The organism is Streptomyces sp. NBC_01012, assembly GCF_045162755.1.
GTDB lineage: Bacteria > Actinomycetota > Actinomycetes > Streptomycetales > Streptomycetaceae > Streptomyces.
This window is the reverse complement of the sequence record NZ_CP108688.1, coordinates 1,761,389-1,777,446: the sequence shown is the minus strand read 5'-3', so window position 1 is coordinate 1,777,446 and position 16,058 is coordinate 1,761,389. Positions and strand designations below refer to the sequence as shown.

The 16,058-nt window shown below is 71.2% G+C and carries 12 protein-coding genes, 1 pseudogene and 1 riboswitch; of the genes and pseudogenes, 11 read left to right on the top strand and 2 right to left on the bottom strand.

The features are described from left to right. Positions 1–121: 121 nt before the first annotated feature. The 4 genes from OG623_RS07705 to OG623_RS07690 all read left to right on the top strand — a co-directional run bounded on the left by OG623_RS07705 (position 122) and on the right by OG623_RS07690 (position 4,993). A complete protein-coding gene (locus OG623_RS07705; RefSeq protein WP_406145456.1) occupies positions 122–1,474 on the top strand; it encodes a M16 family metallopeptidase in 1,353 nt (450 codons plus the stop codon). A gap of 26 nt (positions 1,475–1,500) precedes the next feature. Next, on the top strand, positions 1,501–2,883 hold the full coding sequence (locus tag OG623_RS07700; protein WP_406151726.1) for a M16 family metallopeptidase: 1,383 nt from the start codon (positions 1,501–1,503) through the stop codon (positions 2,881–2,883). 190 nt (positions 2,884–3,073) lie between these two features. Continuing rightward, positions 3,074–3,275, top strand: a riboswitch (cyclic di-AMP (ydaO/yuaA leader). 13 nt (positions 3,276–3,288) lie between these two features. Further along, entirely contained in the window at positions 3,289–4,077 is a 789-nt protein-coding gene (locus tag OG623_RS07695; protein ID WP_406145455.1) for a M23 family metallopeptidase, read from the top strand. 175 nt (positions 4,078–4,252) lie between these two features. Next, on the top strand, positions 4,253–4,993 hold the full coding sequence (locus OG623_RS07690) for a GntR family transcriptional regulator (protein WP_406145454.1): 741 nt from the start codon (positions 4,253–4,255) through the stop codon (positions 4,991–4,993). Between the two features lie 170 nt (positions 4,994–5,163). Here OG623_RS07690 and OG623_RS07685 read toward each other — a convergent pair whose 3' ends face one another. Then, positions 5,164–5,445 (bottom strand): HPr family phosphocarrier protein, encoded by a 282-nt coding sequence (locus tag OG623_RS07685; protein ID WP_018520603.1) that lies wholly within the window; start codon positions 5,443–5,445, stop codon positions 5,164–5,166. Between the two features lie 183 nt (positions 5,446–5,628). On the opposite strand from OG623_RS07685, the gene OG623_RS07680 reads away from it, so the two are divergent. From OG623_RS07680 to OG623_RS07665, 4 genes are all read left to right on the top strand, one after another. Continuing rightward, on the top strand, positions 5,629–8,733 hold the full coding sequence (locus OG623_RS07680; RefSeq protein ID WP_406145453.1) for a GNAT family N-acetyltransferase: 3,105 nt from the start codon (positions 5,629–5,631) through the stop codon (positions 8,731–8,733). Positions 8,734–8,794: 61 nt separating this feature from the next. Beyond that, entirely contained in the window at positions 8,795–9,391 is a 597-nt protein-coding gene (locus OG623_RS07675) for a DUF5998 family protein (RefSeq protein ID WP_362888809.1), read from the top strand. Next, positions 9,391–10,578 (top strand): alkaline phosphatase family protein, encoded by a 1,188-nt coding sequence (locus tag OG623_RS07670; RefSeq protein ID WP_406145452.1) that lies wholly within the window; start codon positions 9,391–9,393, stop codon positions 10,576–10,578. The genes OG623_RS07675 and OG623_RS07670 overlap by 1 nt, the downstream gene beginning before the upstream one ends. Positions 10,579–10,635: 57 nt before the next feature. Next, positions 10,636–11,286, top strand: coding sequence for a thymidine kinase (locus tag OG623_RS07665; protein WP_406145450.1), 651 nt, complete (start codon positions 10,636–10,638; stop codon positions 11,284–11,286). A 391-nt stretch (positions 11,287–11,677) separates the two neighbouring features. On the opposite strand, the pseudogene OG623_RS07660 reads toward OG623_RS07665, so the two are convergent. Further along, positions 11,678–12,850: pseudogene (locus OG623_RS07660) on the bottom strand (family 16 glycosylhydrolase); the annotation flags it as partial. A gap of 430 nt (positions 12,851–13,280) precedes the next feature. Here OG623_RS07660 and OG623_RS07655 point away from each other — a divergent pair. From OG623_RS07655 to OG623_RS07645, 3 genes are all read left to right on the top strand, one after another. Then, positions 13,281–14,180 (top strand): alpha/beta fold hydrolase, encoded by a 900-nt coding sequence (locus tag OG623_RS07655; RefSeq protein ID WP_406145448.1) that lies wholly within the window; start codon positions 13,281–13,283, stop codon positions 14,178–14,180. A gap of 182 nt (positions 14,181–14,362) precedes the next feature. After that, complete coding sequence (locus tag OG623_RS07650) at positions 14,363–15,484, top strand: IS30 family transposase (RefSeq protein WP_406151725.1); 1,122 nt, start codon at positions 14,363–14,365, stop codon at positions 15,482–15,484. Positions 15,485–15,614: 130 nt separating this feature from the next. Further along, entirely contained in the window at positions 15,615–15,740 is a 126-nt protein-coding gene (locus OG623_RS07645; protein ID WP_406145447.1) for a hypothetical protein, read from the top strand. Positions 15,741–16,058: the final 318 nt, after the last annotated feature.

The following is a 16,058-nucleotide window of genomic DNA, read 5'->3' as shown; positions in this document are numbered from 1 at the left end:
AGCCCCGTCGACGGCGGAGTCCAAGACAACATTCACCCGGCGGGAACTTCGCCAGGTACCCGTGCGCCTGCCTAGAGTGGCAGGTCCGGCAGGAAAACCTGTACCGATCGAAGGGACGTACATGCCCATGGGTCACACGGCCACAGCCCAGGCCGGCTCCGGCGGCTTGACGGCGACCGAGCACCGTCTGGCCAATGGCCTGCGCGTGGTGCTCTCCGAGGACCATCTGACCCCCGTCGCCGCGGTCTGCCTCTGGTACGACGTCGGCTCGCGCCACGAGGTCAAGGGGCGCACGGGCCTGGCTCACCTTTTCGAGCACCTGATGTTCCAGGGCTCGGGCCAGGTCAAGGGGAACGGGCACTTCGAGCTCGTGCAGGGAGCCGGCGGTTCCCTGAACGGCACGACCAGCTTCGAGCGCACCAACTACTTCGAGACGATGCCCACGCACCAGCTGGAGCTCGCCCTGTGGCTCGAGGCCGACCGGATGGGCTCACTGCTCGCCGCGCTCGACGAGGAGTCCATGGAGAACCAGCGGGACGTCGTGAAGAACGAGCGACGCCAGCGCTACGACAACGTCCCGTACGGCACGGCCTTCGAGAAGCTCACCGCCCTCGCCTACCCGGAGGGCCACCCGTACCACCACACGCCGATCGGTTCGATGGCCGACCTGGACGCGGCGACGCTGGCGGACGCACAGGCGTTCTTCCGCACGTACTACGCGCCGAACAACGCGGTGCTCTCCGTGGTCGGGGACATCGACCCGGAGCAGACGCTCGCCTGGATCGAGAAGTACTTCGGCTCCATCCCGTCCCACGACGGCAAGCAGCCGCCGCGCGACGGCACCCTGCCGGGCACCATCGGCGAACAGCTGCGCGAAGTGGTCCAGGAGGAGGTTCCCGCGCGTGCGCTGATGGCCGCCTACCGGCTTCCGCACGACGGCACGCGCGAGTGCGACGCCGCTGACCTGGCGCTGACGGTGCTGGGTGGCGGCGAGTCGTCCCGCCTGCACAACCGGCTGGTGCGCCGCGACCGTACGGCGGTGGCCGCGGGGTTCGGGCTGCTCAGGCTGGCCGGCGCGCCCTCGCTCGGCTGGCTGGACGTCAAGACGTCCGGGGGCGTCGAGGTGCCGCAGATCGAGGCGGCCGTCGACGAGGAGCTGAACCGCTTCGCCGAAGAGGGCCCCACGCCCGAGGAGATGGAGCGCGCCCAGGCGCAGCTGGAGCGCGAGTGGCTGGACCGTCTCGGCACGGTCGCCGGCCGCGCGGACGAACTCTGCCGGTACGCCGTCCTGTTCGGCGACCCGCAGCTCGCCCTGACCGCGGTGGGCCGGGTGCTCGACGTGACGGCCGACGAGGTCAAGGCCGCCGCCAGGGCACACCTGCGCCCCGACAACCGTGCGGTCCTGGTCTACGAGCCGGTCGAACCGGCCGATGAGACAGAGGGCACCGACGCGCCCGAAGGGGCCGACAAGTGACCGACGCCGCCGTGACTGGAGTAGCGATGGAGTACCACCCGCAGCCGACCGCAGGCGAGGCCAGGCCCTGGGCCTTCCCCGCGCCCGAGCGCGGCGCCCTGCCCAACGGGCTGACCGTGCTGCGCTGTCACCGTCCCGGCCAGCAGGTCGTCGCCGTGGAGATCTTCCTCGACGCCCCGCTGGACGCCGAGCCCGACGGCCTCGACGGAGTGGCCACGATCATGGCGCGCGCGCTGTCCGAGGGCACGGACAAGCACTCCGCGGAGGAGTTCGCCGCCGAACTCGAGCGGTGCGGCGCCACGCTCGACGCACACGCCGACCACCCGGGCGTCCGCGTCTCCCTCGAGGTCCCGGTCTCCCGGCTGACCAAGGCACTCGGCCTGGTCGCCGAGGCCCTGCGGGCCCCCGCCTTCGCGGAGAGCGAGGTCGAGCGTCTGGTGGGCAACCGCCTCGACGAGATCCCGCACGAGCAGGCCAACCCGGCCCGGCGGGCCGCCAAGCAGCTCTCCAAGGAGCTCTTCCCCGCCACGGCGCGGATGTCGCGTCCGCGTCTGGGCACGGAGGAGACGGTCGGGCGGATCGACGCCGCGGCCGTACGCGCCTTCTACGACGCCCATGTGCGTCCGTCCACGGCGACGGCGGTCGTCGTCGGTGACCTCACCGGGGTCGACCTGGACGCGCTGCTCGCCGAGACCCTCGGTGACTGGTCGGGCAACGCGGGCCAGGCCAGGCCCGTGCCTCCGATCACCGCGGACGACACCGGCCGTGTGGTCATCGTGGACCGCCCAGGAGCCGTCCAGACGCAGCTGCTGATCGGCCGTATCGGCGCGGACCGGCACGACAGCGTGTGGCCGGCCCAGGTGCTCGGCACGTACTGCCTGGGAGGCACCCTCACCTCCCGGCTCGACCGCGTGCTGCGTGAGGAGAAGGGCTACACCTACGGTGTCCGGGCCTTCGGGCAGGTGCTGCGCTCGACGGCGCCCGGCTCCTCGTCCGGGACCACGGGCGCGGCGATGCTCGCGATCAGCGGCTCCGTCGACACGGAGTCCACCGGGCCCGCGCTCGACGACCTCTGGAAGGTCCTGCGCACCCTGGCGGCCGAGGGACTCACCGACGCCGAGCGTGAGACGGCCGTGCAGAACCTCGTGGGCGTCGCCCCGCTGAAGTACGAGACGGCGGCCTCCGTCGCAAGCACCCTGGCCGACCAGGTGGAGCAGCACCTCCCGGACGACTACCAGGCCGAGCTGTACGCACGCCTGGCCGGCACCGGCACGGTCGAGGCGACCGCCGCCGTGGTCAACGCCTTCCCGGTCGACCGGCTGGTCACCGTCCTGGTCGGGGACGCCGCGCAGATCGCCGAGCCCGTGAAGGCACTCGGCATCGGCGAGGTGTCGGTCGTCAGCGGCTGACGGAACAGGACATGCAGGACCCCGGCGGGTGGTTTCCGCCGGGGTCCTGTTGTTTGTCCGATGTGCAGAGAAATGCCGTTTTCATCCTGTGTGATGTGCGACAAAAGGCCCTTTTCGTTTGGCGGCGTGAAGCGGCCCGCTCTAGCGTCGGCCCGGCTGTCCGCCGGACGAATGCCGCATCCGCGGCGCCGGGCAGCCATCGCCGAGTCCCCGTCAGGCGCGAGCCTGGGGAGCCGGGGACCCATGAAGTCCCTGGGGTTAATCGGATCTCTGCGCCTCGTCGGAGGCCTGGAGGCCCGTAGGAGACCTTCCTGCTCCGAACCCTCCCCCAGTGCCTGAACGGCCTGGGGTTACCCCCACCGCTAACCCGGTAGGCGAGAAGGAAGGAAAGGACCCAGCCCCTCCATGGCGTTCATCCGTGCCACCGGGAAGCACCGTGCCCCGAGCCGCCTGACGCGCAGGAGCGCCAAGGTCGCCGGCGTCGCCGCCCTGGCCACCACCGGCGTCATCGGCGCCACCGCCTCCCCGGCTCTCGCGGCCGACTCCCAGGCCGTCACCGGTACCGGTCTGACCCAGACCGCCGCCCTCGACGCCACCCTCGCCGACCAGATCGCCGCCCAGGCGAAGGTCCAGCAACACCAGGCCGACGTCGCCGCGAAGGCCGCCGCCGAAGCGAAGGCCAAGGCCAAGGCCAAGGCGGAGGCCAGGCGCAAGGCCGAGGCCCGCGCCAAGGAGGTCGCCGAGGAGAAGGCGCGCGCCGCCCGCGCCGCCGAGCGTGCCCGGCGGGGCGCCTTCCACCTGCCGGTCGCCGGCTCGCACGTCACCACCGGATACAAGTCGGGCGGCGCGCTCTGGTCCTCCGGCACGCACTCCGGCGTGGACTTCCAGGCCGCGTCCGGCACCTCCGTGGTCGCCGTCGGCGCCGGCACGGTCGTCGAGGCCGGCTGGGGCGGCGCGTACGGCAACAACATCGTGCTCAAGATGAAGGACGGCACGTACACCCAGTACGGCCACCTCTCCTCGATCGGCGTCTTCGTCGGTCAGAGCATCGGCTCGGGCGAGCAGATCGGCCTCTCCGGCTCGACCGGCAACTCCACCGGGCCGCACCTGCACTTCGAGGCCAGGACCACCCCCGCCTACGGCTCGGACATGGACCCCGTCGCCTACCTCCGCGCCCACGGCGTCCAGGTCTGACCCCACCCCGCCCCTCCTCACGGGGCGCGTGCCGCACTCGTCGCCGAGTGTCTCGACGGCCAAAAGATATCCATGGATTCCACCCCGCCATCGGAAATTCTGGCTGATTGCAATAGAGTCACAGAACAGGCGTCGATCGGCCGCGTTTCGCGGTGATTAAGGCGGAGGTTCGGACATGCGTATTCCCGCGCATTCGGTATGCACGGCAATCCGTGACGACATCGTCTCCGGTGTCTTCGAACGGGGCAGCCGCCTCACCGAAGAGGTGCTCGCGCGTCGCTACGGCGTCTCGCGTGTGCCCGTGCGCGAGGCGCTGCGCACCCTGGAGTCCGAGGGGTTCGTCGTCACCCGCAGGCACGCCGGCGCCTGTGTCGCCGAGCCGACCGGGCAGGAGGCCGCCGACCTCCTGGAGATCCGCATGCTCCTGGAACCCCTCGGCGCCGCACGCGCGGCCCAGCGCCGCACCGAGGCGCATCTCAAGGTGCTCCGCGGCCTGGTCAAGCTGGGGCAGGAGCGCGTACGCCGGGGGGAGGGCGAGGACCTGCGCGCCCTGGGCGGCTGGTTCCACGAGACGCTGGCGCAGGCCTCGGGAAGCCCCGCGCTCATCGCGCTGCTCACCCAGCTCCGGCACAAGATCGCCTGGATGTACGCCGTCGAGCAGCCGCCGGCCCCCGCGGACTCCTGGGCCGAGCACGGCGCCCTCGTCGACGCGGTGGCGCGCCGTGACGCGGAGCGGGCCAGGGCGCTCGCCGTCCAGCACGCGGAGCGGGCCACCGCGGCGCATCGGCTGCGGCGTACGCCGGGGCAGGCGACGGGCGCGCGGACGGCCGGGCAGGCGACGGGCGTGCGGACTGCGCGTGCGGCCGGGGTGAGGACTTCGCAACACCCCGTCAACATCGCAGGATCCCGCCATTAACAAAAGCGCCGTATACAAAGAGAGTAATTATCGCAGGGCTTTCTTTCTGCTGCCCTGATCCATGTTTTAACGAGCGCTGTGTGCGTTGTCGTGGAATACAGAAAGGCCGCGGCTCCCGGTGGGGTGCCGCGGCCTTTCCGCAGAAAAACTCCGCTTCGAAGCGACCGGAGTCAGACGGTCTCCGGGAGCTCCTCGAGCCCCTCGGCGACCAGCTTCGCCAGGCGGTCGAGGGCGGCCTCGGCGTTGTCCGCCTCGGACGCGAGCACGATCTCCTCGCCACCCTGGGCACCCAGGCCGAGCACCGCGAGCATGGAGGCGGCGTTCACCGGGTTGCCGTCGGCCTTGGCGATCGTCACGGGGACGCCGGAGGCCGTGGCGGCACGGACGAAGATGGAAGCGGGGCGGGCGTGCAGGCCCTCGGCCCAACCGACGTTGACGCGGCGCTCAGCCATGGTTCTGCCCTTCACGAATCTATGGGTTGTCTAGACCAGTCTCTCATGCAGTGCGTACTGCTGTGCCCGCGACCGTCCGCCGTGCCCGCCACCGTCGTCGGCCGCTCACCGCCCGTCGGCACCCTCAGCGTGCCCCTGCCGAGGTCTCGCCGCGACCGGTGCCCCGGGTCGTAGTCTTGGCCCATGGAGCCCACTCCGGAGCAGAGTCCGCCTCACGTGTATCCCGACCACTGGGAGGCGGACGTGGTGCTCCGCGACGGCGGCACCGCGCGCATCAGGCCGATCACCACGGACGATGCCGAACGGCTGGTCAGCTTCTACGAGCAGGTGTCCGACGAGTCGAAGTACTACCGCTTCTTCGCCCCGTACCCGCGTCTGTCCGCCCGGGACGTGCACCGCTTCACCCATCACGACTACGTCGACCGGGTGGGACTTGCCGTCACGGTCGGCGGCGAGTTCATCGCCACCGTCCGCTACGACCGGATCGACACGCAGGGCAGGCCCGCCTCCGCCCCGGCGGACGAGGCCGAGGTCGCCTTCCTCGTGCAGGATGCCCATCAGGGCCGTGGAGTGGCGTCCGCCCTTCTCGAACACATCGCGGCGGTGGCACGGGAGCGGGGCATCCGTCGCTTCGCCGCAGAGGTGCTGCCCGCCAACAACAAGATGATCAAGGTGTTCCGGGATGCGGGGTTCACCCAGCAGCGCAGCTTCGAGGACGGCTCCGTCCACCTCACCCTCGACCTGGAACCCACGGCCAAGTCCCTCGCCGTCCAGCGCGCCCGTGAACAGCGGGCCGAAGCGCGGTCCGTCCAGCGGCTGCTGGCCCCCGGGTCCGTCGCGGTCGTCGGCGTCGGCCGGGCGCCCGGCGGAGTGGGCCGGACCGTGCTGCGCAACCTCCTCGGCTCCGGCTTCACCGGACACGCGTACGCGGTGAACACGTCGTTCGCCCCGGACACCGGCGCGGTCGAAGGGGCGCCCGCCCACCGCTCCGTGGGCGAGATCGGCGAGCAGGTCGACCTCGCGGTCGTCGCCGTCCCCGCCGACCGGGTACCCGAGGTCGTCGCCGACTGCGGGGAACACGGGGTCCAGGGCCTGGTCGTGCTGTCCGCCGGCTACGCGGAGCGCGGCGCCGAAGGCAGGGAACGGCAGCGGGAGCTGGTCCGTCAGGCGCGCTCGTACGGCATGCGGATCATCGGCCCGAACGCCTTCGGCATCATCAACACCTCCGAGGCGGTCCGCCTCAACGCCTCCCTCGCCCCCGAGTCGCCCGAGGCAGGCCGCATCGGGCTCTTCACCCAGTCGGGCGCCATCGGGATCGCCCTCCTGTCGGGCCTGCACCGCAGGGGTGCGGGGCTGTCGTCGTTCATCTCCGCGGGCAACCGTGCCGATGTCTCCGGCAACGACTTCCTGCAGTACTGGTACGAGGACCAGGACACCGATGTCGCCCTGCTGTACCTCGAATCACTCGGCAATCCGCGCAAGTTCACCCGGCTCGCCCGCCGGACGGCCGCAGTGAAGCCGGTGGTCGTGGTGAAGGGCGCCCGGCACAGTGGTTCCAACCCGCAGGGGCACGCCGTGCCCGTCAGCCGTATCCCCGACGCGACGGTCTCCGCGCTGATGCGTCAGGCGGGCGTGATCCGTGTCGACACCGTGACGGAGATGGTCGACGTCGGCCTGCTCCTCGCGGGCCAGCCCCTGCCCGACGGTCCCCGGGTGGCGATCCTGGGCAACTCGGAGTCGCTCGGTCTCCTCACCTACGACGCCTGCCTGGCGGAGGGGCTGCGCCCGCGCCCGCCCCGCGACCTCACCACGGTGGCGAGCCCGCAGGACTTCCGGGACGCCCTGGCCGAGGCGCTCGCCGACGGCGCCTGCGACGCCGTGGTCGTGACCGCGATCCCGTGGGTGGGGGAGAACGGCGAGGCGGAGACCGGCGAGGGCGAGGTCCTGGGGGCCGCGCTGCGCGAGGCGGTGGCCGGTGGCCCGGCCAAGCCGGTGGCGGTGGTCCATGTGGAGATGGGCGGCCTGGCGGGAGCCCTCGCCGCCGCCACGGGCACGGCCACGGGGCCAGGGCCAGGGCCAGGGTCCGGAGCCGCGTCCCGGCCGGCCGCGTCCGCCACCGCCCCGGATCCGCAGCCGCCCGGCGCCTCCGCGTCCGGCGCCTCCGCGTCCGGCGTCCGGGCCCCCGGGGAATCGGTGCCCGGATCCCGGACCCCCGGCATCTCCGCACCGGGCGCCCAGCCCCCCGGCGGATCGGCACCCGGCGCCCAACCCCCCGGCGCACCCCGGCCCGGCGCGCCCGCCTCGGTCGGCGAGCCCCCGGTCGGCGCCCCCGCACCCGACGCGTCCGGTGCGTCCCGCGCCCCCGCAGGCCCCTCAGGTCCCGCAGACCCCGCGACCCCCGGGCCCTCCGCCGGGCGGATCCCCGCCTACCCCGCCGCCGAGCGAGCCGTACGCGCGCTCGCCGAGGCAGTGAAGTACGCCCAGTGGCGGCGCCAGGCGGCCACCCCCGGCAAGGTGCCCGAATTCCTGGACGACACCATCGACGAGCACGGCACCGCCGCACTGATCGAGACACTGCTCGGCCCGACCCCCGACCCCCGTGGCCGCCCGCTCACCCACGACGAGGCACGCGAGCTGCTCGCCCGCTACGGCGTCACCGTCCGGCCGGCGCTCCCGGCCCCTGACCCCGAGGCAGCCGTCGCCGCCGCGGCGAAGCTCGGCTACCCGGTGGCGCTCAAGACCACCGCGCCCCACCTCCGGCACCGCGCCGACCTCGGTGGTGTCCGGCTCGACCTCTCCGGCGAGCACGCCCTGCGCCGTGCGTACGACGAACTGACCGGTCTGCTCGGCGCGCCCGCCGAACTACGGCCCGTCGTCCAGGCCATGGCACCCAGGGGCGTCGACACCGTCGTCAGGGCGTCCATCGACGCGGCGGCCGGTGCCGTCCTCTCCTTCGGCCTGGCCGGCGCGCCCTCCGAACTGCTGGGCGACACGGCCCACCGGCTCGTGCCCGCCACCGACCGCGACGCGGCCGAACTGATCCGCTCCATCAAGGCGGCCCCGGTGCTGTTCGGCTGGCGCGGCTCCGCGCCGACGGACACCGCGGCGCTCGAAGAGCTCCTGCTGCGGGTGTCCCGGCTGGTCGACGACCATCCCGAGGTGGTCTCGGTCACCCTGGAACCCGTGGTCGTCGCCACGCACGGACTGACGGTGCTCGGGGCGAGCGTCCGGCTCGCACCGCCGCCGGCCCGCAACGATCTCGGCCCCCGCCGGCTCCCCAGCTACTGACCGCCCGGAGACCCGTGCAGGGCGTCCCCGGCAGCCACCGGCCCCCCGTAGGATGGTCCCCATGGCAAAGACCGGTACGACGACCCAGGGGCTGCGCACGGCGATCGAGCGCAGCGGCTACTACCCGGCCCTCGTGGCCGAGGCGGTGGAGGCCGCCGTCGGCGGAGAGCCGGTCGCTTCGTATCTGGTGCACCAGGAGACCACCTTCGACTCCAACGAGGTCCGCCGCCATGTCACGGTCCTCGTCCTGACGGACACCCGCTTCATCGTCAGCCACACCGATGAGCAGGCCGCCGACACCAGCTCCCCGACGCCGTACGCCACGACGTCCACCGAGTCGGTCAAGCTCGACCGGATCTCGTCCGTCGTGGTCAGCCGTGTCGTCGCCAACCCCGAGAAGTACGTGCCCGGCACGCTGCCGCGCGAGGTCGTCCTCACCATCGGCTGGGGCGCCGTCTCCCGCATCGACCTGGAGCCCGCGGCCTGCGGCGACCCCAACTGCGAGGCGGACCACGGCTACACCGGCAGCTCCACCGCCGACGACCTGAGCCTCCGCGTCAGCGAGGCCGGGGACGGCCTGGACACCGTGCGCCAGACCCTCGCCTTCGCCCAGTCGCTCTCCGAGGCCACGGCCGCGACCGCGGCGACCGGCCGCTGATGGTCCAGCCCGCCTGGCAGGACCCCGTTCTGCTCGCTCCCGAGACCGCGCCCGTTCCCGAGTACGGCAGTGGCTCGCTCGCCGATCTGCTGCCGACGCTCGTCGCCGGCCAGGGCGTACCCGGCTTCGACGCGGTGATCCCGGAGCTCACCCCCGCCGACCGGAACTGCGTCTTCCTGATCGACGGACTCGGCTGGGAGCAGATCAGGGCCCACCCGGACGAGGCGCCCTTCCTGTACTCCCTGCTCCCCACCTCCCGGGGCGGCACGGGCCGGCCGATCACCTCGGGGTTCCCGGCGACCACGGCGACCTCGCTCGCCTCCGTCGGTACGGGCCTGCCCCCCGGCGAGCACGGTCTTCCCGGCTACACGGTGCGCAACCCCGGTACGGGCGCGCTCATGAACCAGCTCCGCTGGAAGCCGTGGACCGACCTCAAGGCCTGGCAGCCGTACCCGACGGTCTTCCAGCTCGCCGACGCGGCCGGTGTGCGCACGGCTCAGGTCTCCGCCCCGGGCTTCGAGCAGACCCCCCTGACCAAGGTGGCCCTCAGCGGCGGTTCCTTCCTCGGCCGGCTCACGGGCGAGGAGCGGATGGACCTCGCGGCCGAGCGGCTCGCCGCGGGTGACCGGTCCCTCGTCTACACGTACTACAGCGAGGTCGACGGCCAGGGGCACCGCTTCGGCGTCGGCTCCGACGCCTGGCGGGGCCAGCTGATGTACGTCGACGGGCTCGCCCGGCGCCTCGCCGAGCAGCTGCCGCCCCGCACGGCGCTCTACATCACCGCCGACCACGGCATGATCGACATCCCGTTCGACGAGCACTCACGGATCGACTTCGACGAGGACTGGGAGCTGGGCGCCGGTGTCGCCCTGCTGGGCGGCGAGGGCAGGGCCCGCCATGTGTACGCGGTCCCCGGTGCCGAGGCCGACGTGCTGACCGTCTGGCGCGAGGTGCTCGGCGAGCAGTTCTGGGTGGCGAGCCGTGACGAGGCCGTCGCGGCGGGCTGGTTCGGCCCGCGGATCGACGAGCGGGTGTACGGCAGGATCGGCGACGTGGTGGCGGCCGCCCACGACGACGTGGTGATCACCGCGTCGGCCAAGGAGCCCCACGAGTCCGCGATGGTGGGGATGCACGGCTCGCTCACCCCCCTGGAACAGCTGGTCCCGCTCCTCGAAGTACGCTCGTAGCCGGCCTTCTCCCGCCCCTGCTCCCCGCACCCACCTCCGAAAGGCGCGCACCCTCCGATGCCCGAGCTCGTGTTCTTCTCCGGGACGATGGACTGCGGGAAGAGCACACTGGCTCTCCAGATCGGACACAACCGCTCGGCCCGGGGGCTCCAGGGCGTGATCTTCACCAGGGACGACCGGGCGGGTGAGGGGAAGCTGTCCTCGCGACTCGGCCTGGTCACGGAGGCCGTCGAGGTGGTCGCCGGGATGGACCTGTACGCGTATCTGGTCGCTCAGCTGACCAAGGGCGGCAGGGTCGACTACGTGATCGTGGACGAGGCGCAGTTCATGGCTCCGGCCCAGATCGATCAACTGGCTCGCGTCGTGGACGACTTGGACATGGACGTCTTCGCTTTCGGTATCACGACGGACTTCCGCACGAAACTCTTTCCCGGTTCGCAGCGACTGATCGAGCTGGCCGACCGGATCGAGCAGCTTCAGGTCGAAGCTCTCTGCTGGTGCGGAGCCCGTGCCACCCACAACGCGCGGACCATGGATGGCGAGATGGTCATCGAGGGGGCGCAGGTCGCGGTCGGTGATGTGAACCGGCCGCTGGGTGAGGCCTGTTACGAGGTTCTCTGCCGCCGTCATCACCGGCGCCGTGTGACTGCTGCGTCCGCCCGCACGGGTGCGCTGTCGCCGGATGTTCTGCCCGTGTCATCCGCTTGATGCCTGGGGCGACATCGCGTCGTGCGATGTGGTGCAGCGCCGCACACGTACGCGACCGATGCCGCGGTTGCGACGTCTCCCACGTCACCTGCCGTCGTGGCGGGACCACCGGTCCGCGCCGTGGCGGCGAGACACTGCCCGCCCGCTCTCTCCCGGCTCCCTCCAAGGCATCCTCTACTTCGAGGCGGACATCCATCCCGCGGCCCTCGACGGTCATGGAGACGCCATGCTCTGGCTCCGTGTCGCCCCGGGCGGTGTCCGCGGCGCCCTGACGCCCGCACCCGGTGGGGAGACCGGGTGCGGGCGTCTTCATTAGTTGACGGCACGTCATCACACTGAAGCCGGCGCGCTGTCGCCGTCGTTTCCCTGCTTGCTCGCTACTCGCTGCTCGTTACTGCGAGACCCGCACGTAGTCGATCAGCATCTGCTGCGGGAAGACGCTCGAGTCGTCCGGGGCTCCGGGCCAGTCGCCGCCCACCGCGTTGTTGAGGATGATGTAGAACGGGTGGTCGTAGACCCAGGGGCCCTGGGTGGCCTCCACCGTCTCCTTGTCCGCCGTGAAGAACTCGTTGCCGTCCACGGAGAACGTCATGTGGTCGGCGTCCCAGTCGACGGCGTAGACGTGGAAGTCCGATGCGAAGTCGCTGCCGGCCACGGTGTACGGAGATCCGTAGCCGCCACCGCCGTTGTAGGCGGGCGCGTGCAGCGTGGAGTACACGGAGTCCGCGACGCTGCCGACGTGCTCCATGATGTCGATCTCACCCGAGTTCGGCCACGGGGTGCCCTCGTTGAAGTTGGATCCGAGCATCCAGAACGCCGGCCACAGGCCCTGCGTGCCGCTCACTTTGATCCGGGCCTCGACATGGCCGTAGGCGAAGTTCAGTGACTTCGAGGTGTTGATACGGCCCGAGGTGTACGAGCCGTCGGCCTCCCTCCTGGCTTCGATGACGAGATTGCCCTCGCCGTCCATGGTGGTGTTGTCGCCGTCGGTGTATTCCTCCAGCTCACCGTTCTCGCCCCGGCCGGTGTCCTGGAACCACTTGGCGGTGTCGGGCTTGCTGCCGGCCGGGCCGTCGAACTCGTCGCTCCACACCAGCTGCGGCGGGTCGTTGGGCGCCGGCGGCGCGGCGGGCGGCGGGGTCGGGTCGCCGCCGGTGCCGTAGACGTCGAAGCCCCACAGCGAGTATCCGTAGCCGTTGCTGCGCGCGGTGCCGTACATCCGCACGTAGCGGCCGTCACCCTCGATGTCCAGGGTCTCCTTGAACCCCTTGCCGGCGGTCGTGGAGTAGATGCTGGTCCAGTCGTTGCCGTCGGGCGACGTCTGGATCTCGTAGGACGTCGCGTACGCCGGGTCCCACTGCAGCACGACCTGCGTGATGTGCGCGGTGGCCCCCAGGTCGACGCTGATCCAGCCGGGGTCGACCCAGCCGTCGCTGTCGCTGGTGGCCCAGCGGGTGGCAGGGTCGTGGTCGAACGCCTTGGCCGGGGTGCAGCCGACGCAACTGTTGGCGTCCTGGTACGTCGAGGCCGTGCCGGGCTTGTCGTACGACAGCAGGGTGGAGTCCGCGGCCTTGGCGGGGGTGTTGCCGTTCAGGGCGAGAGCCAGGCTCGCGAGGACAGCGACGACCACGGCCAGAACCAGGGATCTTCTGCCGTTGGTCACCGGGAGGGATGAACTGCTCTGCATGGCGTCTCCTAGTTGGTCGCCAAAATCTCCGAGAGAGCGCTCTCTCGGTGACCAGATGATTGCGGCGTTGTTGCTGACACGTCAAGAAGTTGAACGCGATTCACCGGAACCCGCACGGCGTGCCGCGGCACGACGTCAACCGTTGAAGAGCGCGATCGGGCGCTGTCCCCCTGGAGAGCTACGTGGTTGTGTCCACCGCAGGGTGACGACCCGTCAACCCCCGAATTCATAGAGTTCTGTCAGTCGCACTTCCGGAGTGTCCCGTCCTCCGCACCCTGTCCCGCCCACGCTTCCTGGAGTTCCCCCCATGGTCCGCACCCTCGTCAAGTCCATCGCCGTCATCGCTGTCTGCTGCGTCGTGGGCGGTGTGGGGCTTGTCGCCTACGAGGAGTACGTCAAGGACGACTCCACCTCGGCCGGGAAGGGCTCCCTGGGGGACCCGTTCACCGGGACCAAGAAGCTCTCCGTCGGGGGCAGTTCGGTGAACGTCTCCTGCTCCGGCGACGGGTCGGGGAGCGGCCCGCTGGTCATGCTGATGGCGGGTGGGGGAGACGGGCTGGACACGATGGCTCCGCTCCAGAAGAGTCTGAGCGGCAAGGCCCGGGTCTGCTCCTACGACCGGCTCGGCGAGGGCAAGAGCGACAAGCCGAAGGGTATGCAGGGCATCAACGACAGTGGTGAGATCCTCACCTCGGTGCTCGACCGGCTCGCCGGCGACCGTCCCGTCGTGCTGGCGGGCCACTCGCTGGGCGGCTACATCGCCGCGCGCTACGCCCCCGACCACAAGGACCGGATCAAGGGCCTGGTCCTGATGGACGCCACCATTCCCACGCTGACCGCCGATGTCTCGAAGGTGATCCCGGAAGACGCCACCGGGATCGGTGGCCAGCTGCGTGAGCAGACGATCGGGGTCAACGAGGGGCAGAACCCGGAGAAGTACGTCATCGCCGATGGCGAGGTCCACTCCGCCGGTGACATTCCCGTCGAGATACTCAGGCACGAATCCCAGTACGCCCAGGTCCCGGAGTACGAGACGGCCCTCGAGAAGATGTGGGCCGACGGGCAGAAGGAGTGGCTCGCCATCTCCGGCCGCAGCACGCTCAGCATGGCCCCCAAGACCGGCCACTACATCCACACCGACCGCCCCGACCTCGCGCTCAAGGCGATCCAGAAGGTCACGGCCGAGGTCACCGACCAGCAGAAGTAGCCCGGACGGTACGCCCCGGACGGTACGTGGGCCCGGCTCTCTCCCTTGGGTTCTAGAGATCGTCGCAACACCCCAGTTCAGGGGATGCGATGGATTTCAAGATCCGGGACAGGTCCGTCATCCAGGGGCGCCGTTCCTTGTCCGAGGAGCGGCGCTTCTACCTTCAGCTCATGCAGCAGGGCGTGAGCAACAAAGAGGCGTGCCGGGCCGTCGGCATCAACGAGAAGACCGGACGGCGCTGGCGTAACGGCCGCGCCCCGTCCGGCGGGCATGTCGGGGCGCCACCGATCAACACGGTGGCGCCCCCGCCTGGTCCCTCGCGGTATCTGCGGGAAAGCGACCGGATCCACATCGCCGACCGGCTGCGGGAGAAGGCGACGATCCGGGCGATCGCGTCCGAACTCGGCCGCAGCCCGTCCACGGTCAGCCGGGAGATCCGCCGCAACCGGCATCCGGGCAACGGCCAGTACCGGCCGCACGCAGCCCAGGCCCGCGCCGATGCCCGCCGGCCCCGCCCCAAGCCCGGGAAGATCGGCCAGAACCCCAGACTGCGGGACTTCATCCAGGACCACCTGCACATTCGGTGGAGCCCTGAACAGATCTGCCAGGCTCTGCGGGCACAGTTCCCCCAGCAGCCGGAGATGCACGTGGTCCACGAGACCGTCTACCAGGCCCTTTACGTCCAGGGCCGGGGCGAACTACGCCGCGAGCTGGCCCGCGCTCTGCGCACGGGCCGCGCCCGACGCAAACCCCGCCGCCAGGCCCAGCAGCGCCGGCCACGGTTCGCCACCCCGATGGTCATGATCAGCGAACGACCTGCGGAGGCGGAGGACCGAGCCGTCCCCGGCCACTGGGAGGGCGACCTCATCATCGGCAAGGACGGGAAGTCGGCCATCGGCACCCTGGTCGAGCGCGCCACCCGCTACGTCATGCTCCTGCATCTGCCCGGCGACCACGGCGCCGAAAGCGTCCGGGACGCGCTGGTCTCCACGGTCCAGACCCTGCCCGCTCACCTGCGACGATCGTTGACCTGGGACCAGGGAAGCGAGATGGGCAGCCACGGCTCCTTCACCATCGCCACCCAGGTCCCGGTCTACTTCTGCGACCCCGCCAGCCCCTGGCAACGAGGCTCGAACGAAAACACCAACGGCCTGCTCCGTCAGTACTTCCCCAAGGGCACCGACCTCGCCGCCCACCCCCGCGAACACCTCGACGCCGTCGCCGCTGAACTGAACGGCCGCCCACGCAAAACGCTCGGCTGGGAAACCCCAGCCGAGCGCCTGCATAAACTGATCGCCGTCTGATCAAACCAGCCACGTGTTGCGACGATCCCTAGAAACCGCCCTCCCGAACCGGGCCCCGTTCGTGCGCCGCACTGTGAACTCCGCATGTACGGAGCCCGTTTCGCCGCCCGGCGGGGGTACCTTCGTCCACGTGCCCGAGAAGACGTCCCACGGCTTACGCCTGATCATCGGCCTGCGCCTGATCCAGGACCTACGGCCGCGTCCCGCGCTGCGCCGGCTCCACGCCCTGCCCCCGGGCGCGGCCCGGTCGCGTTGATCACGCCGGCGGATCCGGCCGCGCGGACCGGCCGTGGCCCGGTGGAGTCCGACCGGCGCAGGCGTTCCGCCTTCGACGTCGGCACCGGGGTCGGCTCGCTCGCGGGTGGCCCGCTGCTCTCCGCCGGCGGCCCGTCCGCCCTCTTCCCGGCGACCGCGGCCGCACTGGCCGCCTTGCTGCTCCTCCCCTCGGCACGACGCCCCCGACGCGACGCCCTCGGAACGACGTCCCCGACACGACGTCCCCGGCACTCGGATGAAGGGACATGACCGGAATGCACGGACCGTATGTCACGCCCTTTTCCATTCGGGACGGCGT

Coding starts and splice junctions, on each gene's coding strand:
- OG623_RS07690 (WP_406145454.1), top strand. CDS start 4,253: ATGCGTATTCCCGCGCATTCGGTATGCACGGCAATCCGTGACGACATC.
- OG623_RS07680 (WP_406145453.1), top strand. CDS start 5,629: ATGGAGCCCACTCCGGAGCAGAGTCCGCCTCACGTGTATCCCGACCAC.
- OG623_RS07655 (WP_406145448.1), top strand. CDS start 13,281: ATGGTCCGCACCCTCGTCAAGTCCATCGCCGTCATCGCTGTCTGCTGC.
- OG623_RS07705 (WP_406145456.1), top strand. CDS start 122: ATGCCCATGGGTCACACGGCCACAGCCCAGGCCGGCTCCGGCGGCTTG.
- OG623_RS07675 (WP_362888809.1), top strand. CDS start 8,795: ATGGCAAAGACCGGTACGACGACCCAGGGGCTGCGCACGGCGATCGAG.
- OG623_RS07665 (WP_406145450.1), top strand. CDS start 10,636: ATGCCCGAGCTCGTGTTCTTCTCCGGGACGATGGACTGCGGGAAGAGC.
- OG623_RS07670 (WP_406145452.1), top strand. CDS start 9,391: ATGGTCCAGCCCGCCTGGCAGGACCCCGTTCTGCTCGCTCCCGAGACC.
- OG623_RS07700 (WP_406151726.1), top strand. CDS start 1,501: ATGGAGTACCACCCGCAGCCGACCGCAGGCGAGGCCAGGCCCTGGGCC.
- OG623_RS07695 (WP_406145455.1), top strand. CDS start 3,289: ATGGCGTTCATCCGTGCCACCGGGAAGCACCGTGCCCCGAGCCGCCTG.
- OG623_RS07685 (WP_018520603.1), bottom strand. CDS start 5,445: ATGGCTGAGCGCCGCGTCAACGTCGGTTGGGCCGAGGGCCTGCACGCC.